Source organism: Stenotrophomonas sp. IS26 (assembly GCF_054188265.1).
The window spans coordinates 81,438-102,172 of sequence record NZ_JBSZJV010000007.1; the positions used below are offsets into that span (position 1 = coordinate 81,438).

General features: G+C 67.1%; 19 protein-coding genes and 1 tRNA gene. 18 read left to right on the forward strand and 2 right to left on the reverse strand.

Annotation, left to right across the window (positions count from 1 at the left end):
• The first annotated feature begins 81 nt into the window (after window positions 1–81).
• The 13 genes from ACW6W5_RS08510 (at window position 82) to ACW6W5_RS08570 (ending at window position 12,637) form a co-directional block, all read left to right on the forward strand.
• A complete protein-coding gene (locus ACW6W5_RS08510) occupies window positions 82–585 on the forward strand; it encodes a hypothetical protein (protein ID WP_152151512.1) in 504 nt (167 codons plus the stop codon).
• Between the two features lie 57 nt (window positions 586–642).
• Complete coding sequence (gene folP / locus ACW6W5_RS08515; RefSeq protein ID WP_152151514.1) at window positions 643–1,542, forward strand: dihydropteroate synthase; 900 nt, start codon at window positions 643–645, stop codon at window positions 1,540–1,542.
• Window positions 1,542–2,495: a tRNA (adenosine(37)-N6)-dimethylallyltransferase MiaA gene (miaA, locus tag ACW6W5_RS08520; RefSeq protein ID WP_152151516.1), complete on the forward strand. Its 954-nt coding sequence runs from the start codon at window positions 1,542–1,544 to the stop codon at window positions 2,493–2,495. Before folP ends, miaA begins: the two co-directional genes overlap by 1 nt.
• Before the next feature lie 107 nt (window positions 2,496–2,602).
• A complete protein-coding gene (gene hfq / locus ACW6W5_RS08525) occupies window positions 2,603–2,884 on the forward strand; it encodes an RNA chaperone Hfq (protein WP_019183319.1) in 282 nt (93 codons plus the stop codon).
• 26 nt (window positions 2,885–2,910) lie between these two features.
• Window positions 2,911–4,221 carry a ribosome rescue GTPase HflX gene (gene hflX, locus ACW6W5_RS08530; protein WP_121041791.1) on the forward strand — a complete coding sequence of 437 codons (1,311 nt, stop codon included), beginning with the start codon at window positions 2,911–2,913 and terminating at the stop codon, window positions 4,219–4,221.
• Window positions 4,222–4,412: 191 nt separating this feature from the next.
• Window positions 4,413–4,907, forward strand: coding sequence for a CinA family protein (locus ACW6W5_RS08535; RefSeq protein WP_019183317.1), 495 nt, complete (start codon window positions 4,413–4,415; stop codon window positions 4,905–4,907).
• A 36-nt stretch (window positions 4,908–4,943) separates the two neighbouring features.
• Complete coding sequence (gene ubiB, locus ACW6W5_RS08540) at window positions 4,944–6,623, forward strand: 2-polyprenylphenol 6-hydroxylase (RefSeq protein WP_152151518.1); 1,680 nt, start codon at window positions 4,944–4,946, stop codon at window positions 6,621–6,623.
• Window positions 6,624–6,860: 237 nt separating this feature from the next.
• Entirely contained in the window at window positions 6,861–7,511 is a 651-nt protein-coding gene (lexA, locus tag ACW6W5_RS08545; RefSeq protein ID WP_121041795.1) for a transcriptional repressor LexA, read from the forward strand.
• A 204-nt stretch (window positions 7,512–7,715) separates the two neighbouring features.
• Entirely contained in the window at window positions 7,716–8,756 is a 1,041-nt protein-coding gene (gene recA, locus ACW6W5_RS08550) for a recombinase RecA (RefSeq protein WP_123728917.1), read from the forward strand.
• Between the two features lie 110 nt (window positions 8,757–8,866).
• Window positions 8,867–9,358, forward strand: coding sequence for a recombination regulator RecX (recX, locus tag ACW6W5_RS08555; protein WP_123728918.1), 492 nt, complete (start codon window positions 8,867–8,869; stop codon window positions 9,356–9,358).
• A 107-nt stretch (window positions 9,359–9,465) separates the two neighbouring features.
• On the forward strand, window positions 9,466–12,114 hold the full coding sequence (gene alaS, locus ACW6W5_RS08560; RefSeq protein WP_152151520.1) for an alanine--tRNA ligase: 2,649 nt from the start codon (window positions 9,466–9,468) through the stop codon (window positions 12,112–12,114).
• A gap of 145 nt (window positions 12,115–12,259) precedes the next feature.
• Window positions 12,260–12,463 carry a carbon storage regulator CsrA gene (csrA, locus tag ACW6W5_RS08565; RefSeq protein ID WP_019183311.1) on the forward strand — a complete coding sequence of 68 codons (204 nt, stop codon included), beginning with the start codon at window positions 12,260–12,262 and terminating at the stop codon, window positions 12,461–12,463.
• Window positions 12,464–12,544: 81 nt separating this feature from the next.
• Window positions 12,545–12,637 (forward strand) — tRNA-Ser (locus tag ACW6W5_RS08570).
• A 71-nt stretch (window positions 12,638–12,708) separates the two neighbouring features.
• Here ACW6W5_RS08570 and ACW6W5_RS08575 read toward each other — a convergent pair.
• The gene (locus ACW6W5_RS08575; RefSeq protein WP_152151522.1) at window positions 12,709–13,086 is read right to left on the reverse strand and encodes a VOC family protein; all 378 of its coding nucleotides are present in this window, start codon (window positions 13,084–13,086) and stop codon (window positions 12,709–12,711) included.
• Between the two features lie 187 nt (window positions 13,087–13,273).
• On the opposite strand from ACW6W5_RS08575, the gene ACW6W5_RS08580 reads away from it, so the two are divergent.
• The 3 genes from ACW6W5_RS08580 (at window position 13,274) to ACW6W5_RS08590 (ending at window position 17,596) form a co-directional block, all read left to right on the forward strand.
• A complete protein-coding gene (locus tag ACW6W5_RS08580) occupies window positions 13,274–13,954 on the forward strand; it encodes an ankyrin repeat domain-containing protein (protein ID WP_152151524.1) in 681 nt (226 codons plus the stop codon).
• 117 nt (window positions 13,955–14,071) lie between these two features.
• On the forward strand, window positions 14,072–15,220 hold the full coding sequence (locus ACW6W5_RS08585; protein WP_193222754.1) for an aldo/keto reductase: 1,149 nt from the start codon (window positions 14,072–14,074) through the stop codon (window positions 15,218–15,220).
• A 237-nt stretch (window positions 15,221–15,457) separates the two neighbouring features.
• Window positions 15,458–17,596 (forward strand): TonB-dependent siderophore receptor, encoded by a 2,139-nt coding sequence (locus ACW6W5_RS08590; RefSeq protein ID WP_152151656.1) that lies wholly within the window; start codon window positions 15,458–15,460, stop codon window positions 17,594–17,596.
• Window positions 17,597–17,651: 55 nt separating this feature from the next.
• On the opposite strand, the gene ACW6W5_RS08595 is transcribed toward ACW6W5_RS08590, so the two are convergent.
• Window positions 17,652–18,353 carry a pirin family protein gene (locus ACW6W5_RS08595; protein ID WP_152151526.1) on the reverse strand — a complete coding sequence of 234 codons (702 nt, stop codon included), beginning with the start codon at window positions 18,351–18,353 and terminating at the stop codon, window positions 17,652–17,654.
• A gap of 140 nt (window positions 18,354–18,493) precedes the next feature.
• Between ACW6W5_RS08595 and ACW6W5_RS08600 the strand changes: the two genes are divergently transcribed.
• The gene (locus ACW6W5_RS08600; RefSeq protein ID WP_152151528.1) at window positions 18,494–19,420 is read left to right on the forward strand and encodes a LysR family transcriptional regulator; all 927 of its coding nucleotides are present in this window, start codon (window positions 18,494–18,496) and stop codon (window positions 19,418–19,420) included.
• Between the two features lie 123 nt (window positions 19,421–19,543).
• On the forward strand, window positions 19,544–20,692 hold the full coding sequence (locus ACW6W5_RS08605; protein WP_152151530.1) for an alpha/beta fold hydrolase: 1,149 nt from the start codon (window positions 19,544–19,546) through the stop codon (window positions 20,690–20,692).
• Window positions 20,693–20,735 lie beyond the last annotated feature (43 nt).

The window sequence follows — 20,735 nt, forward strand, 5'->3', positions numbered from 1 at the left end:
GCACGATGCGCGTGCCCGCGCCGCATGCCGCGGTCGGGCTTGGCCGGGGGATCGGCCGACACACTTTCCAGGGGGATGTTCATGCGTCATTCGATGCGCGTAGCGGTTGCTGCGCTGCTGTGCTGTGCCACGCCGCTCATGGCCGCCGAGATCCACGTGCAGGATCCGGTGCCGTTCAACGACGCGGCGATCATCGCCGAGAACATCAAGGCCGAGTGCCGGATGGGCGCGCAGCTGGCGACCGCGCTGGGCAAGAATGCGCCGGCGCATGGCAACACCATCGTCTTCGGCAGTGATCCGGTGAACACCGGCAGCGGACACGCGTTGAAGCTGGAACTGGTGGAGGCGCAGAGCGCCGGCAATGCGTTCACCGGCCACTTCAAGTCCGCTGCCGTGCGCGGCGTGCTGTTCGAGAACGGCCAGCAGGTGGCCACGGTCACCGCACGCCGCGTGTCGCGCGGTGGCGCGTTTGCCGGCTTCAAGGGCTCGTGCGATGTGCTCGAGCGCACGGTCAATGCGATCGGCAACGATCTGGCGATCTGGCTGGCCAAGCCGGTCGATGGGGCCCGCCTCGGCGACCTCTGACGGCCGGTCCGGTGCGCCAGCGTAAACTACGCGCTGGCGTACTTCGTGGATCTGCCCATGTTCGATATCTCCCCCCAGCTCGATTGCGGCGGCCGCCTGCTGCGGCTGGATCGCCCGCGGGTCATGGGCATCGTCAACGTCACCCCGGATTCGTTCTCCGACGGCGGTGACCACGACAGCGTGGAGGCCGCGGTCGCGCACGGCCTGCAGCTGGTGGCCGAGGGCGCCGACCTGCTCGACATCGGCGGCGAGTCGACCCGGCCCGGCAGTGCGCCGGTACCGCTGGATGAAGAACTGCGCCGGGTCATCCCGGTGATCGAGCGGCTGGCACGCGAAACCACCGTGCCGATCAGCATCGACACCTTCAAGCCCGAGGTGATGCGCGCCGCGGTCGCCGCCGGTGCCGGCCTGATCAATGACATCCATGCGTTGCGCCAGCCCGGTGCGCTGGACGCCGCCGCCGAACTCGGCGTGCCGGTGGTGCTGATGCACATGCAGGGCGAGCCCGGCAGCATGCAGGACACCCCGCACTACGATGACGTGGTCGCCGACGTGCATCGCTTCCTGACCGAGCGCATGTTCCAGGCCGAGATGGCCGGCGTCGCCAAGAAGCACCTGATCATCGATCTGGGCTTCGGTTTCGGCAAGACCACCGAACACAACATGATCCTGCTCGCACGCTCGGGCCGTTTCCTCGAGCTGGGCGTGCCGATGCTGGCCGGCCTGTCGCGCAAGCGCAGCATCGGTGAACTGACCGGTCGTGAGCAGCCGCGTGACCGCGTGGCCGGTTCCGTCGCCGCGCACCTGATCGCGGCCCAGCGGGGTGCGATGCTGCTGCGCGTGCACGATGTCGCGGCCACCGTGGATGCGTTGAAGGTCTGGGCGGCGGTCGATGCCGTGCCGATGCCGCGGGTGTCGGCCGCACCGGCGATGCCGCGCTGGCCGGACGAGGACTGATGGCCGTCGATCAGCGCCCGCTGGCGATCGCGGTGATGGGCCCGACCGCCTCGGGCAAGACCGCCGCCGCGATCGCGCTGGCCCAGCAGTTGGACGGTGAGATCGTCAGCGTCGATTCCGCCCTGGTCTACCGCGGTCTGGATATCGGCTCGGCCAAACCCGATGCGGCCGAGCGCGCGCAGGCGCCGCACCATCTGCTGGATGTGCGCGACCCGTGGCAGACCTATTCGGCGGCGGAGTTCGCCAGCGACGCGGCGCGCGCCGTCCGCGACATCATCGCGCGCGGCCGCATGCCGATCCTGGCCGGTGGCACCGGGCTGTATTTCCGCGCCCTGCTGCAGGGCCTGTCGCCGATGCCCGAAGCCGATCCGGCGGTGCGCGCGCAGATTGCCGCTGAGGCGGCCGAGCAGGGCTGGGCGGCGATGCATGGCCAACTGGCCGGCATCGATCCGGCAGCGGCAAAGCGCATTCACGCCACCGACCCGCAGCGCATCCAGCGGGCGCTGGAAGTCCATCGCCTGACCGGTACCCCGATCAGCGAATGGCAGAAGCTGCCCGGCGTGGACCGGCTGCCGGTGCGGGCGCTCAAACTGATCCTCGCGCCGCGCGAGCGCACGGTGCTGCACCAGCGCATCGAAACCCGTTTCGACACGATGCTGGATCGCGGCTTCCTGGACGAAGTCCGCGCGCTGCGGGCCCTGCCGGCGATGGCCGAGGTGGCCGCGCCGCTGGATCTGCCGGCCGTGCGGGCGGTGGGTTACCGGCAGGCTTGGGAGTATCTGGACGGGCAGGGGACGGCCGAGGCGTTCCGTGAACGCGGCATCCAGGCCACCCGTCAGCTGGCCAAGCGCCAGCTGACCTGGTTGCGCGGGGAGCTTGATGCGCGCTGGTTCGATCCCCATCTAGACAGGGCTTCCCTGGCGGATGCGGTGTCGACCTTCGTCGCACGCTGAGTCCACGCCTTCACCCGCCCACCCCGTGTACCATCAAGGGTTCCGGCGGGCGGCGGGGGCCGTGGCAACTGCCGGAAGACCATAAAAACAATAATCAGGAGTGTGCAATGTCCAAGGGGCAATCGCTGCAGGATCCGTTTCTGAATGCACTTCGGCGCGAACGTGTGCCGGTGTCGGTGTATCTGGTCAATGGCATCAAGCTGCAGGGAACGATTGAATCGTTCGACCAGTTCGTGGTGCTGCTGCGTAATACGGTGAGCCAGATGGTGTACAAGCACGCCATCTCGACCGTGGTGCCGGCGCGCAACGTGAAGGTCGGGCCCGGAGGTGGTTATGTGCAATCCAATGATGGCGCCGAGGGCGTCCAAGGTGATGACGACGTTGAGTGACTGCGTGAAAAATTCTGGAGAACTGCGTGTTTGACCGTTCCAAGCGAGGCGAACACGCACTCCTGATCCAGCCGCACGCCGGCCGGCTCGAAGATGACGTGCTGGAAGAGTTCACCGATCTGGCCCGCTCTGCCGGGGCCAGCATCGCGGCCACGTTGACCGCGCGCATCGATCGGCCCAATCCGTCGATCCTGATTGGCAGCGGCAAGCTGGACGAGGTCAAGGCCGCGGCCGATGCCACCGGCGCCGACCTGATCCTGGTCAACCATGCGCTGTCGCCGGGGCAGGAGCGCAACCTGGAGCGGTTCCTGGAACGGCGCGTGATCGACCGCACCGGGCTGATCCTGGATATCTTCGCCCAGCGTGCGCGCAGCCACGAAGGCAAGCTGCAGGTCGAGCTGGCGCAGCTGCGCCACATGTCCACGCGGCTGATCCGCGGCTGGACCCATCTGGAGCGCCAGCGCGGCGGTTCCATCGGTCTGCGCGGCCCGGGTGAAACCCAGCTGGAAACCGATCGCCGCCTGCTGCAGAAGCGGGTGGAGCAGCTGCAGAAGAAGCTGGAAAAGGTGGAAGTGCAGCGCACCCAGATGCGTCGTGCCCGCCTGCGCAGCGAGCTGCCGCGGGTGGCCCTGGTGGGCTACACCAACGCCGGCAAGTCGACCCTGTTCAACGCATTGACCGGTGCCGAGGCGTATGCCGCGGACCAGTTGTTCGCGACGCTGGACCCGACCGTGCGCCGCATCGCGCTGCCGGGCGGCAGCGTGGTGCTTGCCGATACCGTCGGCTTCGTCCGCGACCTGCCGCACGATCTGGTGGCCGCATTCCGGTCCACCTTGTCCGAAGCCCGCGAAGCGGACTTCCTGCTGCACCTCGTCGATGCGGCCGATCCGCACCGTGAGGAGCGCATCGCACAGGTGGATGAAGTGCTGACCGCCATCGGCGCGGGCGATCTGCCGCAGTTGCTGGTGTTCAACAAGATCGACCGGATCGACGGGGCCGACGTGCGTCACGATGGCCAGGACGGCATCCCCGACAACGCGCGCCGCGAGCGGGTCTGGATTTCCGCCCGCGACAACGTTGGCCTGCCGCTGTTGCAGTCCGTGCTGGGCAAGCGGCTGGGCCTGCAGCACATCAGTGGCGAGCTTCGGTTGGCGCCGAGTGCTGGCCGCCTGCGTTCGCGCCTGCATCAGCTGGAAGTCGTGCGCAGCGAAACCACCGACGAAGACGGTTGGCTGCTGCAGGTCGAGATCCCGATCGCCGAGGCCGAGAAGCTGGCGGCCGGCGAGGGCGGCGAACCGATCCGCGCGATGCTCCCGGAGAAGCTTCCGGAGTGGTGAGGGGGTGCCGGCCGCTGGCCGGCGCTCCATCAGCCTCCCGGCGCGGCTGCGCGACGGGGCGTGCCGGCCGCTGGCCGGCTCGCATAATCTTGGGGGCGTGCGACCCTCCGTCGCGCCCGGCGACACACGACACCACGCGCGATTTCGGCTAAAACAGGGGGCGTTCGTCCCCCGTTGATCCAGGATTCCCCATGACCGTTCCTTCCGACGCCGAGCTGGGCGCCCTCGCCAGTGACGTGGGCCAGCGCCTGCAGCAGGCCTCGCTGCAGCTGGTCACCGCCGAGAGCTGCAGTGGCGGCTGGATCGCCAAGGCGATGACGGATATCGCCGGCTCCTCGGCGTTCTTCGATTGCGGCATGGTGGTCTACAGCTACGAAGCCAAACAACGCCTGCTCGGCGTGCGTGCACAGACGCTGGAACAGTTCGGCGCGGTCAGCCGCGAGACCGTGCTGGAAATGGTCTCCGGTGCGCTGATCAATTCCGGTGCCGGCATCGCCGTGGCGGTGACCGGCATTGCCGGCCCGGGCGGAGGCAGCGAGGACAAGCCGGTCGGCAGCGTGTGGATCGGCTGGAAGGGCCGGGGCGGCTACGCGCGTGCGCAGTTGTTCCAGTTCGACGGCGACCGCGAAGCCATACGGCGGCAGACCGTGCAGCAGGCGCTGACGGGAATCTTCCCGCTGTTGTGACATCCTGACCGGGTGTGCTGACAGGAGAGTGGGCCGATGTGGGAAACGCTGGGTACCGTGCGTGACCTGGGGCGATTGCAGGAAATCGCGTCGGTCCTGATCCGCTATGGCTTCGGCGACCTCGTGCGCCGCATCGGCTTGGCCGATGTGCTCGAGCGCGCCGGCCGCCTGCTGCACTGGAACGACACCCAGCAGATGCTGCGGATGACCGCGCCGGTGCGCGTGCGCCGCGCGATGGAAGACCTCGGACCCACTTTCGTCAAACTCGGCCAGGTGCTGGCCACCCGCGTGGACCTGTTCCCGCCGGACTGGATCGCGGAATTTTCCGAACTGCAGAATGCCGTGCCCGCGCTGCCATATGCGCAGGTGCGTGAGCAGCTCGAACGCGATCTCGGCGCGCCGGCCACCGAGGTGTTCGCGTGGCTCGATGAAACGCCCATGGCCGCGGCCTCGCTGGCGCAGGCGCACCGCGCAACCCTGCATGACGGCACCGCCGTGGTGCTGAAGATCCGTCGTCCGGGCATCCGCGAGGTGATCGAAGCCGACCTGCGCCTGCTGGCGCGGCTGGCCGAGATCGTGGAAGCGCGCTTGCCCGACCTGCAGCGGTATCGCCCGGCCGAGGTGGTGCAGCAGTTCCAGGTGTCGCTGCGCCGCGAGCTGGATTTTGCCGCCGAATGCCGCAATGCCGAGCGCATCGCGCGCAACTTCCAGGGCCGCGACGACATCCTGATACCCAACGTGCACTGGCAGTGGACGTGCGAGAGCCTCAACGTGCAGGACTTCGTGGACGGCATTCCCGGTCGCGATCTGGCCGGTGTCGATGCGGCCGGTCTGGACCGCGTGCAACTGGCCCGCACCGGTGCGCGCATCGTGCTGAAGATGGTGCTGGAGGACGGCTGTTTCCACGCTGATCCGCACCCGGGCAACATCATCTACCTGCGCGACGGCCGCATCGGCGTGATCGATTTCGGCATGGTGGGCGCGATCTCCGAGCAGCGCCGTTTCCAGGTCGCCCAGCTGCTGCACGGCCTGGTCACCCAGGAGCCGGAGCAGGTGGCCGACGTGCTGCTGGACTGGGCCGGTGGCGTGGAGGTGGACGAGTCGCGGCTGCAGCAGGACATCAGCACCTTCGTGGACCAGTACCGCGGGGTGCCGTTGAAAGACCTGCACATGGGCCTGATGCTGGGCAACATCACCCAGTTGCTGCGCCAGTACGCGCTGACCCTGCCGGCCGATCTGGCGCTGATGATCAAGACCTTCCTCACCCTGGAAGGCATGGGCCGCCAGCTCGACCCGCAGTTCGACATGGCCAGCGCCGCGCGCCCGTATCTGGAGCGGGTGATGTGGCAGCGCTACTCGCCCGGCGCGATGCTCAAGCGCGGCAAGCGCAGCCTGGTCGGGGTGATGGACCTGGTCGGCGACCTGCCGCGCGACGTGCGCAGGCTGCTGCAGATGGCGCGCCGCGGCCGGCTCCAGCTCAAGATCGAAACCACTGCGCTGCAGGGCTTCGGCGACCAGGTCAACCGTGCCGCCAACCGGCTGGTCATGGGTATCGTGACCGCCGCGCTGATCATCGGCTCCTCGATCGTCATGCACAGCGTCGGCGGCATCTCCAGCCGCTGGCTGCTCGCGCTGGGCGTGGCCGGCTTCATCGGTGCCGGCTTCTGTGGCGTATGGATCCTGTTCTCGATCTGGCGCAGCGGTAAGAACCCGTAGGGTTCTAACCGCTGGGATCCGAAGGATCCCCGGAATCTCCCGCGTAAGCGGGGGATTACGTGTAGGTCCGACCGTTGGTCGGACGCCATTGCCGCGCGTTCGCGCGGTCACCGACCAACGGTCGGTGGCTACAGGTGTTGCTGGCGGCTTCGGTTGGGCGTGGACCACCCTTCTTCTATCTGTTCTTCCTCTGCGGGCACTTGCGTGCCCGCATCGTTAGTAGTAATACTACTAACCATGGACCTGACCGATACCCAGCAGGCGATCCTGCAGTTGATCGCCGAGCGTATAGAGACCGATGGCGCACCGCCGTCGCAGACGGAAATCGCCCGTGCGTTCGGCTTCAAGGGCGTCCGGGCCGCCCAGTACCATCTGGAAGCGCTGGAGCAGGCCGGGGCGATCCGTCGCATCCCGGGCCAGGCCCGCGGCATCCGGCTGGTCCAGGCACCGGCGCTGCAGAACGGCCTGCCCGAATCGCTGCCCGCCTCGGCGTTGCCGGACCACGTCCTGCGCCTGCCGGTGCTGGGCCGGGTCGCGGCCGGTCTGCCGATCGGCGCGGATATCGGCTCGGACGACTTCGTGGTGCTCGACCGGGTGTTCTTCTCGCCCGCGCCGGACTACCTGCTGAAAGTGCAGGGCGACTCGATGATCGACGAAGGCATCTTCGACGGCGACCTGATCGGGGTGCACCGCACCCGCGACGCCCGCTCCGGCCAGATCGTGGTGGCCCGCATCGATGACGAGATCACGGTCAAGCTGCTGAAGATGGGCAAGGACCGGATCCGCCTGTTGCCGCGCAACCCCGATTACAAGCCGATCGAAGTGCTGCCCGACCAGGACTTCGCCATCGAAGGCCTCTATTGCGGGTTGCTGCGGCCCAACCGCTGACCCTGTTCCCCCTTGAATCACGCGCGGTCTTTTGTGGCACATCTCTGGTTTTGCTGAGGTTGGTACGGATGTCCGATAATTTTTTTCCGAACGCTGGGCAGAATCTCAGCCCGTGCGATACGCCAGCCTTAAAGTGAACCCATGGCCAAGAAGACTTCCAAAGACAGCACCTCCACCGATACGACCTCTGCAAGGACCACTCCGATGGACGAAAACAAAAAGCGCGCCCTCACCGCCGCGCTGAGCCAGATCGAAAAGCAGTTCGGCAAGGGCGCCGTGATGCGCATGGGCGACCGTGTCGTCGAAGCGGTCGAGGTCATCCCCACCGGTTCGCTGATGCTGGATATCGCCCTCGGTATCGGTGGCCTGCCCAAGGGCCGCGTCGTGGAGATCTACGGTCCGGAATCCTCGGGCAAGACCACCCTGACCCTGCAGGCGATCGCCGAATGCCAGAAGAAGGGCGGTACTGCGGCCTTCATCGATGCCGAGCACGCGCTGGATCCGATCTACGCCGCCAAGCTGGGCGTCAACGTGGACGACCTGCTGCTCTCGCAGCCCGATACCGGTGAGCAGGCGCTGGAAATCGCCGACATGCTGGTGCGCTCCAGCTCGGTGGACATCGTGGTGGTCGACTCGGTCGCCGCGCTGACCCCCAAGGCCGAAATCGAAGGCGAAATGGGCGACCAGCTGCCGGGCCTGCAGGCCCGTCTGATGAGCCAGGCGCTGCGCAAGCTGACCGGCAACATCAAGCGCTCCAACACCCTGGTGGTCTTCATCAACCAGCTGCGGCACAAGATCGGCGTCATGATGCCGGGCCAGAGCCCGGAAGTGACCACCGGCGGCAACGCGCTGAAGTTCTACGCCTCGGTCCGCCTGGACATCCGCCGTATCGGCGCGATCAAGAAGGGCGACGAGATCATCGGCAACCAGACCAAGATCAAGGTCGTCAAGAACAAGCTGGCGCCCCCGTTCAAGCAGGTCATCACCGAGATCCTGTACGGCGAAGGCATCAGCCGCGAAGGCGAACTGATCGACATGGGCGTGGAAGCCAAGCTGGTCGAGAAGGCAGGCGCCTGGTACAGCTACGGCGAAGAGCGGATCGGCCAGGGCAAGGACAACGCCCGCGGCTATCTGCGCGACAACCCGCAGATCGCCCAGCGTCTGGAAGCCGAGCTGCGCGAGAAGTTCCAGCCGGAAGAAGCCGTGCGTGAAGGCGGCGACGAGGCGGAAGACGACGCCGAGTGAGTTTCCTGCGGGGCAGGGCAGCGCCGTCAGTGACGCTCGCCCTGTCCTGCAGTTTCAAGAATCCCCGACGGGATGGCGCCAAGGACGGCGCACTGTAATGGACCGCTGCCATGCAAGACTCCGAAGCCCCCGCACCCCGGCGCAAGCGCCGTGTCCAGGAACAGACGCCGGTCCAGCGTGCGTTGGGGCTGCTGGTGCGCCGCGAACACTCGCGTAAAGAGCTGACCCGCAAACTGCAGGCCCGCGGCATCGAGAACGAGGCCGCCGAAGCTGCGGTCAGCAAGCTGGCCGAGGCCGGCTGGCAGGATGACACCCGCTTTGCCGAGAATCTGGTCCGGATCCGGGCCAACACCGGCTATGGACCGATCCACATCCGCGCCGAACTGGGCACGCATGGCCTGGACAGCGACCAGATCGCGGCGGCCATGGACACCTTCGAAGGCGATTGGACCGAGAATGCCCGCGACCTGGTCTGCCGCCGTTTTGGCGAGGCCGGCCCGCAGGAACTGCCTGCACGGCGCAAAGCCGCCGATCTTCTGGCCCGCCGGGGGTTCCCCGGCGACAGCATCCGCCAGGCCACCCGTTACGACCCGGAGGACTGAGCGGCCCGGGCCTGATACCCTTTGTGGTTTCGGCGGTCCTGCAGTTGACACCCGGCCATTGGGGCTGCGTGCCAGGGACTGACCGTCCCGCACAAAGCCAGCCCCCCATGAACGCATCCGTCAAATTCACTACCTCCCAGATCCGCAGCGATTTCCTTGAGTTCTTCAAGGGCAAAGGCCACACGATCGTGCCGTCGGCGCCGCTGGTGCCGGGCAATGATCCGACCCTGCTGTTCACCAACTCCGGCATGGTGCAGTTCAAGGACGTGTTCCTTGGCGCCGAGAAGCGCAGCTACGTGCGCGCGGCCGACGTCCAGCGCTGCCTGCGCGCCGGTGGCAAGCACAACGATCTGGACCAGGTCGGCTACACCGCGCGCCACCACACCTTCTTCGAGATGCTGGGCAACTGGTCGTTCGGCGATTACTTCAAGAAGGACGCCATCGCCTGGGCCTGGGAGCTGCTGACCCAGGTCTGGAAGCTGCCGGCCGAGCGCCTGCTGGTCACCGTGTACCAGACCGATGACGAGGCCTACGCGCTGTGGCGCGACATGGTCGGTATTCCGGAAGAGCGGATCGTGCGCATCGGCGACAACAAGGGAGCGCCGTTCGCGTCGGACAATTTCTGGCAGATGGCCGAGACCGGCCCGTGCGGCCCGTGTACCGAAATCTTCTATGACCATGGCGACCACATCGCCGGTGGTCCGCCGGGCTCGCCGGATGAAGACGGCGACCGTTTCATCGAGATCTGGAACCTGGTCTTCATGCAGTTCGACCGCCAGCCCGACGGCACCCTGGTGCCGCTGCCGGCCCCGTGCGTGGATACCGGCATGGGCCTGGAGCGTCTGGCGGCGATCCTGCAGCACGTCCACACCAATTACGAAATCGACCTGTTCCAGGCGCTGATCCGCAAGGCCAGCGAGCTGACCGGCATGGCCGACCTGGAGAACAAGTCGCTGCGCGTGATCGCCGATCACATCCGCGCCTGCTCGTTCCTGATCGTCGACGGCGTGCTGCCGTCCAACGAAGGTCGCGGCTACGTGCTGCGCCGGATCATCCGCCGCGCGCTGCGCCATGGCTGGATGCTGGGCGTGCGCCAGCCGTTCTTCAGCAAGCTGGTGCCGACGCTGGTCGAGCAGATGGGCGTGGCCTATCCGGAACTGCCGGCGCAGGTCGACACGGTTGTGCGCGCCCTGCAGGCCGAAGAAGAGCGTTTCGCGGAAACGCTGGATTCGGGCATGAAGATCTTCGACGACGTGGCCGCCAAGGTCAGCAACGGCGTGATCCCGGGCGTGGATGCGTTCCGCCTCTACGACACCTATGGCTTCCCGCTTGATCTCACCCAGGACATCGCGCGCGAGCGCGACCTGACCGTGGACATCGAGGGCTTCAACGCCGCGATGGACACCCAGCGCGAGACCGCGCGCGCGGCCGGCAAGTTCGGCGGCGGCGTGACCCTGTCGGCCGATCTGGTCGCCACGCTCAAGCCGACCGTGTTCCTCGGGTATGACCGCCTGCAGGCCGACGACCTCACCGTGGTCGCCATCCTCAAGGACGGCCGCCCGGTGGAGAGTGCCCAAGCTGGCGATGACGTCATCGTGCTGACCCACCAGACCCCGTTCTACGCCGAGTCCGGTGGCCAGGTCGGCGACAACGGCATCCTGTCCGGCGCCGGCGTCCAGGTAGAGGTCAGCGACACCCAGAAGTTCGCGGGCCAGTTCCATGGGCACGTGGGCAAGCTCACCGCGGGCAGCCTGAAGGTCGGCGATGTGCTGTCCGGTCAGGTGGATGGCCAGCGCCGTGGCGCGACCATTCTCAACCACTCGGCCACCCACCTGCTGCATGCCGCCCTGCGCGAAGTGCTGGGCACCCACGTGCAGCAGAAGGGTTCGCTGGTCGCGCCTGATCGCCTGCGCTTCGATTTCTCGCACTTCGCGCCGATCAGCGCCGAAGACCTGGCGATCATCGAGCGCAAGGTCAACGAACAGGTGCGCGCCAACAACGCCGCTGAAGTCCACAACATGGGCATGCAGGAAGCGCTCGACTTCGGCGCGATGGCGCTGTTCGGCGAGAAGTACGGCGAGCACGTGCGCGTGCTGAAGATGGGCGACTACTCCACCGAACTGTGTGGCGGTACGCATGTGTCGCGCACCGGCGACATCGGCCTGTTCAAGATCACTGCCGAAGGCGGTGTGTCTTCGGGCGTGCGTCGTATCGAAGCAGTCACCGGGCAGGGCGCGTTGGATTACGTGGCCCATGAAGAAGCCCAGCTGAGCGAAGCGGCGGCACTGCTTGGCGGCAATGCCGGCGACGTGGTCGACAAGATCCGCCAGCTCGGCGAGCGGCAGAAGAAGCTGGAGCGCGAACTCGAGGCGCTCAAGGCCAAGCAGGCTGCCGGTGCCACCGCCGATCTCGGTGGCGCCGCGGTCGAGGTCAACGGCATCAAGATCCTGGCCGCGCGCCTGGAAGGCTTCGATGCCAAGGCGCTGCGCGATGCGATCGACCGGCTCAAGCAGCAGCTTGGCGATGCGGTGATCGTGCTGGCCGGCACCCAGGACGGCAAGGCGGCCCTGGTCGCAGGCGTGAACGGCAGCGCAATGGGCAAGGTAAAGGCCGGGGAACTGTTGGCCCATATCGCCAGTCAGATCGGGGGCAAGGGCGGCGGCCGCCCGGACCTCGCCCAGGGTGGTGGTGAGGACGGGCCCGCCCTTGCTTCTGCACTGGCCGCCGTCGTCGACTGGGTCACCCCCCGTATCTGAACAGCCTGAAGCCTCCTGCTCCTTGATGGGTCGGGAGGCCTGACGGTACTATGGCGAATCTTTTCCCGTTGTCGTGGGGCGCTCTTGCCGGGGCGCCAAGCCGGTGGGGAAATGCCACCACCGGTTCCCCTGGAGACTTGAACAAATGTTGATCCTGACTCGCCGTGTAGGCGAAACCCTGATGATCGGTGACTCGGTCAGCGTGACCGTGCTCGGCGTCAAGGGCAACCAGGTGCGTATCGGTATCACCGCTCCGAAGGACGTGGCCGTGCACCGCGAAGAGATTTACCAGCGGATCCAGCGCGGCGATGAGCCGAATGCATCCGGAAGTGAAAATTCTTCGGATTAAGGCTTTACCTGAGGGCGCGGAAAACGTTATTATTCGCGCCCCCGCTGAGATGATTCATCACAGCGGCGGACCAAGAACACTGGAGCGGTGCCCGAGTGGCTGAAGGGGCTCCCCTGCTAAGGGAGTATAGGGCTTAAAACTCTATCGAGGGTTCGAATCCCTCCCGCTCCGCCAGTTGTAGAAAAGGCCTTCGTACGCAAGTACGGAGGCCTTTTTCTTTGTGCGATCCGCTTGTGCGATCCGGGTCAAATGATCGACTTGCAGACCGCTTCGATCCGATGCCCATCCGGATCGATCAGGAAGGCGGCGTAGTAGTGATCGCCATAGTCCTCGCGCAGCCCCGGCGCCCCGTTGCAGGTGCCGCCAACCGCCAGTGCGTCGCGGTGGAACGCATCGACTGCCTCGCGGGAAGGTGCGCCGAAGGCCAGGTGGAACCCAGCCCCGGGCGGCGAGGCGTCGGCCCGCAGTTTCAAGCACAGCAGATCCTCATCTTCGACATATCCATATCCGATCGCCTCGTCGTCTTCGAAGACGCGGCGCATGCCCAGCGCACCGAGCGCGGCATCGTGGAAGGCGGCGGCACGCGCGAGATTGCGCACGCCCAGTGAAAGGTGATGCAGCATGGTGGTGCGCTTCCGTGGGGAATGTGGCGCGCAGCGTCGCATGAAACAGGCGGACGGCGCGCCGGCCGACACATTCGGATGGCGCATGCAGTCGATCCCCAATCTTCATTGGTGCCGACGCGGCGGCTCGGCTACGGTCTGGTGCAGCGGCGCCCCACCGGGCGCCCCCCGTGAAAGGAGCAGGAGCATGTCGATGGGACGGAAGTCACTGCGTGGCTGGGTGGTGGTGAGCATGCTGATGGGCATGGTCATGCCGGTCGGTGCCGCATCGTTGGAGGAGCGCCTGCATCGGGCGGCGGAAAAGGGCGACGCCGCAGCCGTGCGCACGCTGCTGGGGCAGGGTGCACAGGTGGATGCGCGCGGCGCGGCCAACGCGACCCCGTTGCTGGCCGCGACCCACCACAACCACGTGGAGGCCGCGCTTGCGCTGATCCAGGCTGGTGCCGACGTCAATGCCAAGGATGCGATCCAGGACAGCCCCTACCTCTACGCCGGTGCCCGCGGACATCTCGAGATCCTGCGCGCGACCCTGGCGGCCGGTGCGGACCTGAAGAGCACCAACCGGTACGGGGGCACTGCACTCATTCCGGCGGCCGAACGCGGGCACGTGGAGACCGTGGCGACGCTGATCGCCGCCGGCGTCGATGTGGATCATGTCAACAACCTGCAGTGGACCGCGCTGCTGGAGGCGATCATCCTGGCCGATGGTGGCCCGCGACATGTGGAGATCGTCCGTCAGCTCATCGCGGCCGGGGCCGACGTGAACCTGCCCGACGGCGAGGGCGTGAGCCCGCTGCAGCATGCACGCCAGCGCGGTTACCGCCAGATGGAGACACTGCTTCTGGCGGCGGGTGCACGCCCGGGCTGAGCGAGGCGCAACCGGAACGAACGGAGGGGTGTTGCCACTGCGTTGACGCCGCACAGGCATGCTCTGCACCGCCGCTCTGCCAGGGTGTGCGCTTCCCCCGCAGAAACAGGAGTCGCCGTGAACGCACGCCGCCACTTCCTTTCCGTTGCAGCCGCCGGCACCGCCGCGTTCGCCGCCGCCCCATTGATGGCGCAGTCGGCCGGCCCGGGCAGCGTCCTGCCCACCCGCGGCCAGGCCTCGGCGAAGCCCTTGCCGGGCAACCCCGCACAGCAGGGCAGGCGCTATCGTCCGCAGACCCGCCTGGGCTTGGGCGGTGTCGCGATCGGCAATGGGTTTGCGGCCGCGACCGATGCGCAGAGCGAGGCCACCCTCGCCGCCGCCTTTGCAGCGGGCGTGCGCTATTTCGATACGTCTCCGTGGTACGGGCTTGGTCTGAGTGAGCGCCGTTACGGCCACCATCTGCACAACCATCCCGCGCGTGAGTACACGCTGTCGACCAAGGTCGGCCGCCTCCTGACGGCCACCGCCGGTGAGTTGCAGGACGTGATGTGGAAGGACCCCTCGCCGTTCCATTACCGCTACGACTACTCCGCCGACGGCACGCGGCGCTCGGTGGAGGACAGCCTCAACCGCCTGGGTGTGTCGCAGTTGGATGTGGTCTTCATCCATGACCTCTCGCCGGACAACGAGAAGGACCTTGGGATGCCGTGGGAGCAGCGCTTCGCCGAGGCTGCAAAAGGCGCGATGCCGGCGCTGACGCGCATGCGCGAAGAGGGGCTGATCAAGGCCTGGGGCTTCGGGGTGAACCGCCCTGAGCCCGCCCTGCGTGCGGTCGCCGAGGCGGACCCGGACATCTTCCTGCTCGCCTGCCAGTACTCGCTGCTGGATCACGACCAAGCGCTGCATGACACGTTCCCGAAGATCGCCGCGCACGGTGCGTCGGTGGTGGTGGGTTCGCCGCTGCTGGCCGGCTATCTGGCTGGGCGCGACCGGTATCTGTACGACGGCAAGGTGCCGTCGTGGGCGCCGGAAAAGCGCGCGAAGGTGCAGGCCATCTGCGATCGCCACGGTGTGGATATGCGCACGGCCGCCCTTCAGTTCGCCGATGCACCGGAGGTGGTCTCGGCCGTGATCCCGGGCGCGCGCACGCCGGAACAGGTGTTGGCCAACGTCGCCTCCCTGTCCGTGGCGGTGCCCGCGGCGTTCTGGGCCGAGCTGAAGCAGGAAAAGCTGATCGCTTCGGATGCGCCGGTGCCGCGCGGCTGACCCGGCGCCCGCCTCCAGCGGGGCGTCGCCCTGGCTGCAGGGGAATCCGCCGGTCCCATGCCGCCATAGCCTTTCGCTATGGCCCCGGATGCGGCATCATGCGGCCCATTCGTTCCCTCCAGCCGCCGCCAGAGGAGTCCCTTCCTGCCTGGAGGCATTGCCGTGTCCGTCGTTCCGTTCCGTGTTGCCCCGATCCATTCGGGTCGCCGTCCTGCTGTTCCCTCGATCTCCCCGCTGATGCAGGCCATGGCCTGCGTGCTGGGCCTGGCCCTGTCCGCCTCGGCCGTGCAGGCCGAAGAGGCGCCGGCAGGGGACGCACCTGCCAAGGACGGTGCGCAGACCCTGCAGACCGTGCAGGTCACCGCCAACCAGCTTGGTACCGTGACCGAGGGCAGCGATTCGTACACGCCCGGCACCATTGCCACGGCCACCCGCCTGGTGCTCAGCCCGCGCCAGACGCCGCAGTCGATCAGTGTGATCACGCGGCAGGAAATGAACGACTTCGGCCTCAATGGCATCGATGACGTCATGAAGGTCACGCCCGGCGTGAGCATCGTCACCTACGACAGCGAGCGCACCGAGTACTACGCGCGCGGCTTTGCGGTGCAGAACTTCCAGTACGACGGCATTCCGATGGCGCGTGATTCGGCCTACTCGGCGGGCAACACGCTCAGCGACATGGCCATCTATGACCGCATCGAAGTGCTCAAGGGCGCCACCGGCCTGCTGACCGGCATGGGCGACCCGGGCGCGACCATCAACCTGGTGCGCAAAAAGCCTACCCGCGAGCTGGCCGGCAGTGCCACGCTGGGCATCGGTTCCTGGGACAGCTACCGCGCCGAAGTCGATGTCGGCGGGCCGCTCACCGAGAGCGGGCGCGTGCGCGGCCGCGTCGTGGGCGCCTACCAGGACAAGCATTCCAACGTCGATCATTACCAGCGCAGCAATGAGGTGTTCTACGGCATCCTGGAAGCCGACCTCGGCGAGAGCACGCTGCTGACCGTCGGTGCCGATTACCAGGACAGCGATCCCAAGGGCTCCAGCTGGGGCGGCATTCCGTTGCTGGACAGTGCAGGCAACTTCAACGACATGCCGCGCTCGTTCAACAACGGCGCGCGCTGGAGCCGCTGGGGCCAGTACGCCCGCACCGGCTTCGCCACGCTGGAGCACACCTTCGCCAATGACTGGGTCGCCAAGCTGCAGCTCAATCACCAGGTCAACGGCTATGACGCCTCGCTGGGCGCGGCGGCCGGTGGCAACCCGGATCCGGTCACCGGTGAGGGCGTGAGCATGTGGCTGGGCCAGTACATCGGCAAGACCACCAGCAACGCGGCCGATCTGTACGTCAGCGGCAAGTTCGAGTGGTTCGGCCGGCAGCATGAGCTGGTCGTCGGTGGCAGCGTGTCGCGCAAGCGCTGGGTCAACAACGGCTACTCGCCGCAGCCGGGCTACGTGAGCAGCGTCGCCGACTACTACGCCTGGACTGGCGATGTGCCCGAGCCGGACTGGCAGTGGGGCTACGGTGACAACCAGGTCACCCGCGAAAGCGGTGCCTATGTGGTGGGCCGCTTCGACCTGGCCGATCCGCTCAAGCTGATCGTCGGCAGCCGCATCGCCAACTATAAATCTCCGGATACCGACGAGAGCGGCGTGGTCGTGCCATACGCCGGCCTGGTGTACGACCTCAACCGCAACTTCTCCGTGTTCGCCAGCTACAGCACCATCTTCAAGCCGCAGGGCAACCAGGACGAGCAGGGCCGGGTGCTGGATCCGCTGGAAGGGCGCAGCTACGAAGCGGGCCTGAAGGCGGAGTTCTACGACGGTCGCCTCAATGCCAGTGCGGCGGTGTTCCAGCTGGAGCAGGACAACTACGCGCAGCCGACCGGCGGCAGGACGCCGAGCGGCGGGATCGCCTATGAAGGCCTGATGGGGGTGCGCACCAAGGGCTATGAGCTGGAAGTGTCCGGTCAGCTCGCGCCGGGCTGGCAGATCCAGGGGGGCTACGCGCACAAGATCGCGCGCCAGCAGTCCACCAAGGTCTCCACGCTGGAGCCGGAAGATCAGTTCAGCGTGCACAGCAGCTATCGCCTCACCGGCGCGGCCGATGGCTGGAGCGTCGGTGGGGGTGCGCGCTGGCAGGGCAGCACGTTCGGCACCATCACCAACCCGGCCACCGGCGGTAGCCAGATCCACCGCACCGAGCCCTACTGGCTGCTCGATGCCATGGCGCGTTACCAGTTCAACGACCAGCTCTCGGCAACGCTCAACGTCAACAACCTGCTGGACAAGCACTACTACACGATCTTCAGCTGGTACAGCACCTACACCTGGGGCGAGCCGCGCAACGTGCGCCTGACCCTCAACTACAGGTTCTGATCCAAAACGAACGACACCCCGGGCAACCGGGGTGTCTGCGTTTGCGGCCGGGTGTTTACAGCGCCAGCTCGAACACGATGACTTCCGCGTCGTTGGCGTTTTCCAGCGTCAGCTGCGCCTCGTCACTGACCTGCAGCGCATCGCCGGTCTCCAGCGTGATGCCGTTGACCTGCAGCTGCCCGCGGGCCACCTGTACATAGGCGCCGCGACGCGGGGCCAGCGGCAGATGGAGGCGGTCGTCACCGTCCAGGATCGTGGCGTAGATGTTAGCGTCCTGGTGGATCAGCAGCGAGCCGTCACGGCCATCGCGCGAGGCGATCAGGCGCAGCTGGCCACGCTTGGTTTCCGGCGCGAAATGCGTTTCCTGGTAGCTTGGGGTGATGTTCTCCTGATCGGGGAACAGCCAGATCTGCAGGAAGTGCACCGGCTCGTCGGCCGAGTGGTTGAACTCGCTGTGGCTGACGCCGCTGCCGGCGCTCATGCGCTGCACATCGCCGTAGCGCAGCACCGAGCCGGTGCCCATCGAGTCCTTGTGCTCCAGCGCGCCGCCGAGCACGTAGGAGATGATCTCCATGTTGCTGTGGCTGTGCGTGCCAAAGCCCTGGCCGCCCTGCACGCGGTCTTCGTTGATCACCCGCAGCGGGCCGAAGCTGACATAGCGCGGATCGTAGTAGTTGGCGAAGGAGAAGGTGTGCATGGAGTTCAGCCAGCCATGGTCGGCCTTGCCACGGGTGTTGCTCTTGCGGATCTGCAGCATGGGAATCTCCTCGGTGTTCGATGGTTTCGATGGCGGTCCGGGGCGGCAGCTGCCGTTCCCTTTCCTGTTGCGGCCAGTATCCGCTTGCTCCGGCGCGTTGAAAAACGGATAGTTTCGCAAGCCATCATCGAAAAATTCGAATGCTCAAGCTCAGCCTCGACGCCCTGCAGATCCTGGATGCCATCGACCGCCGTGGTTCTTTCGCCGCAGCCGGCAAGGCCCTGCACAAGGTGCCATCGACCATTTCCTACACCGTCTCCAAACTGGAAGAGGACCTGGGCGTGCAGCTGTTCGATCGGGTGGGCCCGCGCGCGCACCTGACCCCGGCCGGGGAGGCGTTGCTGGAGGAGGGCCGCCATCTGCTGCGGGCGGCGCGGGAGCTGGAGATGCGGGTGCGGCGGGTAGCCTCCGGCTGGGAGGCCGAACTGACCGTGGCGGTCGACTCGATGTTCGTGCCGGCGCTGCTGGCCGAGGACGTGCGCGCGTTCACTGCGGTGGCCGAACAGACCCGGATGCGGCTGATCAGTGAATCGCTGTCGGGCACCTGGGAGGCGCTGCTGGACCGGCGCGCGGACCTGCTGGTCGGCGCGGCGGGCGAGGGGCCCAGTGGCGGGGGCTACGTGGTCGAGCCGATGGGCGTGGTGCGTTTCGTGTTCGCGGTGGCGCCCTCGCATCCGCTGGCGGCCGCGTCCGAGCCGCTGGGCCGTGAGTCGTTGGCCGCCCACTGTGCGATCGCCGTGGCCGATTCGGCGCGGCGGCTGCTGCCGCGCACGGTCGGGCTGCTGATGGGGCAGGAGACCGTCACCGTGCCGGACATGGTCAGCAAGTTCCGCCTGCAATGTGCCGGGCTTGGTTTCGGTTTCCTGCCCGAGCCCTACGTGCAGCAGGCGGTGCGCGATGGCCGGCTGGTGATCAAGCAGGTCGAGGAGCCCAAGCCGGACGAGACGTTCTGGCTGGCCTGGCGCACCGGCGAGGAGGGAGCCGCGCTGAAGTGGTGGCGTGAGCGGATGCAGCGGCCGGCGGTGTTGGCGGGGTGGTGGCCGACGATGGAAGGCTGGCTGGGCTAGCCAGCCGCCGGGGCCAACCTGAATCCTGGCCTCGCTGTCATCGGATGGTCATACGGATGCGATAGAGCGGCGCGGAGCGGATCGGTAACCTGCCCGACTCGATTGGTTTTTACGACTCTGCCCATGAAGCGCTTGCTGCTGTTGCTGCTGGCCGGGGCTGGCCTGTGGCTGGCTGCCTGCTCCTCCTTGACCTCCACCGCCGCCTCGACCTCGTTGAGTGATCGGCTGATCGCGCCCGGTGGTGTGTCCACCCTGCTGGACACCGCGCGCATTGCCGACGCGGTGGACAGCGTCCCCAACCGGCATGGTCTCGTGACCGGCCGCGCCGGCGTGCCGATCTTCTGGCGGGCCTTCGACCCGGGCCAGTACGGGGTGCGCTACCACTACCTGCCCCAGCCGCACGACAACGGCGAGCCGCTGCGCACCGGCATGGCGCTGGACCTGCCGCATCCGTTCCAGCCGCAGGCGCCGCGCGGCACGGTGGTGCTGCTGCACGGCTGGATGATGAACGGTGACGCGATGCTGCCGTGGTCGCTGCAATTGGCGCAGTCGGGCTACCGCGTGGTCACCATCGACCTGCGCAATCACGGTCATTCCGGCGCCGGCCCGTCCGGTTACGGGACATTCGAATCGGATGATGTGGTCGATGTCATCGCTGCGCTGAGGGCACGCGGGGAGGTGGTCGGGCCGCTGTATCTTTTCGGCGTTTCCTACGGCGCCGCCACCGCGCTGTTCACCGCCGACAAGCTCGGCGACCAGGTCACCGGCGTGGTGGCGATGGAATCCTTCGCCAATGCCGGGGATGCGATCCGCAGCATGATCCCGCACCTGATGTCGCTGCAGCCGACGGCGTGGAAGGCGCAGGCCATGGCCGCCTATGGGCGCTGGCGCTACGGCGGGCAGGATATCGACCAGGTGATCGCCGCCGCCAGCCAGCGTCTGGATCTGGACCTGGATCGCGTCGACGTCACCCGCGCGCTGGCCGACAGCCGTACCTGCGTACTGCTGCTGCATGGCCAGGATGATCAGCATGTGCCGGTCGGGCAGGGCCGTCGTCTGGCTGCCGCCAGCCCGCGTGTGCACTACATCGAAATGCGTGGCGAAGACCACATCAGCCTGCCGCTGCGCGTGGATCTGCTGGCCGGCGTGGTGGATGACTGGCTGGCGCACGACGCCCATGCCGGTGGCGACTGCCCGGCGCCGGAACTGCCGGGCGAAGCGGATCTGATGGCGATGCAGGCAGCCCAGGCCCACGCCAAGCCGCGGGGATGACCTCCCGGTAGTGCCGGCCGCTGGCCGGCTCCACGCGATCGTC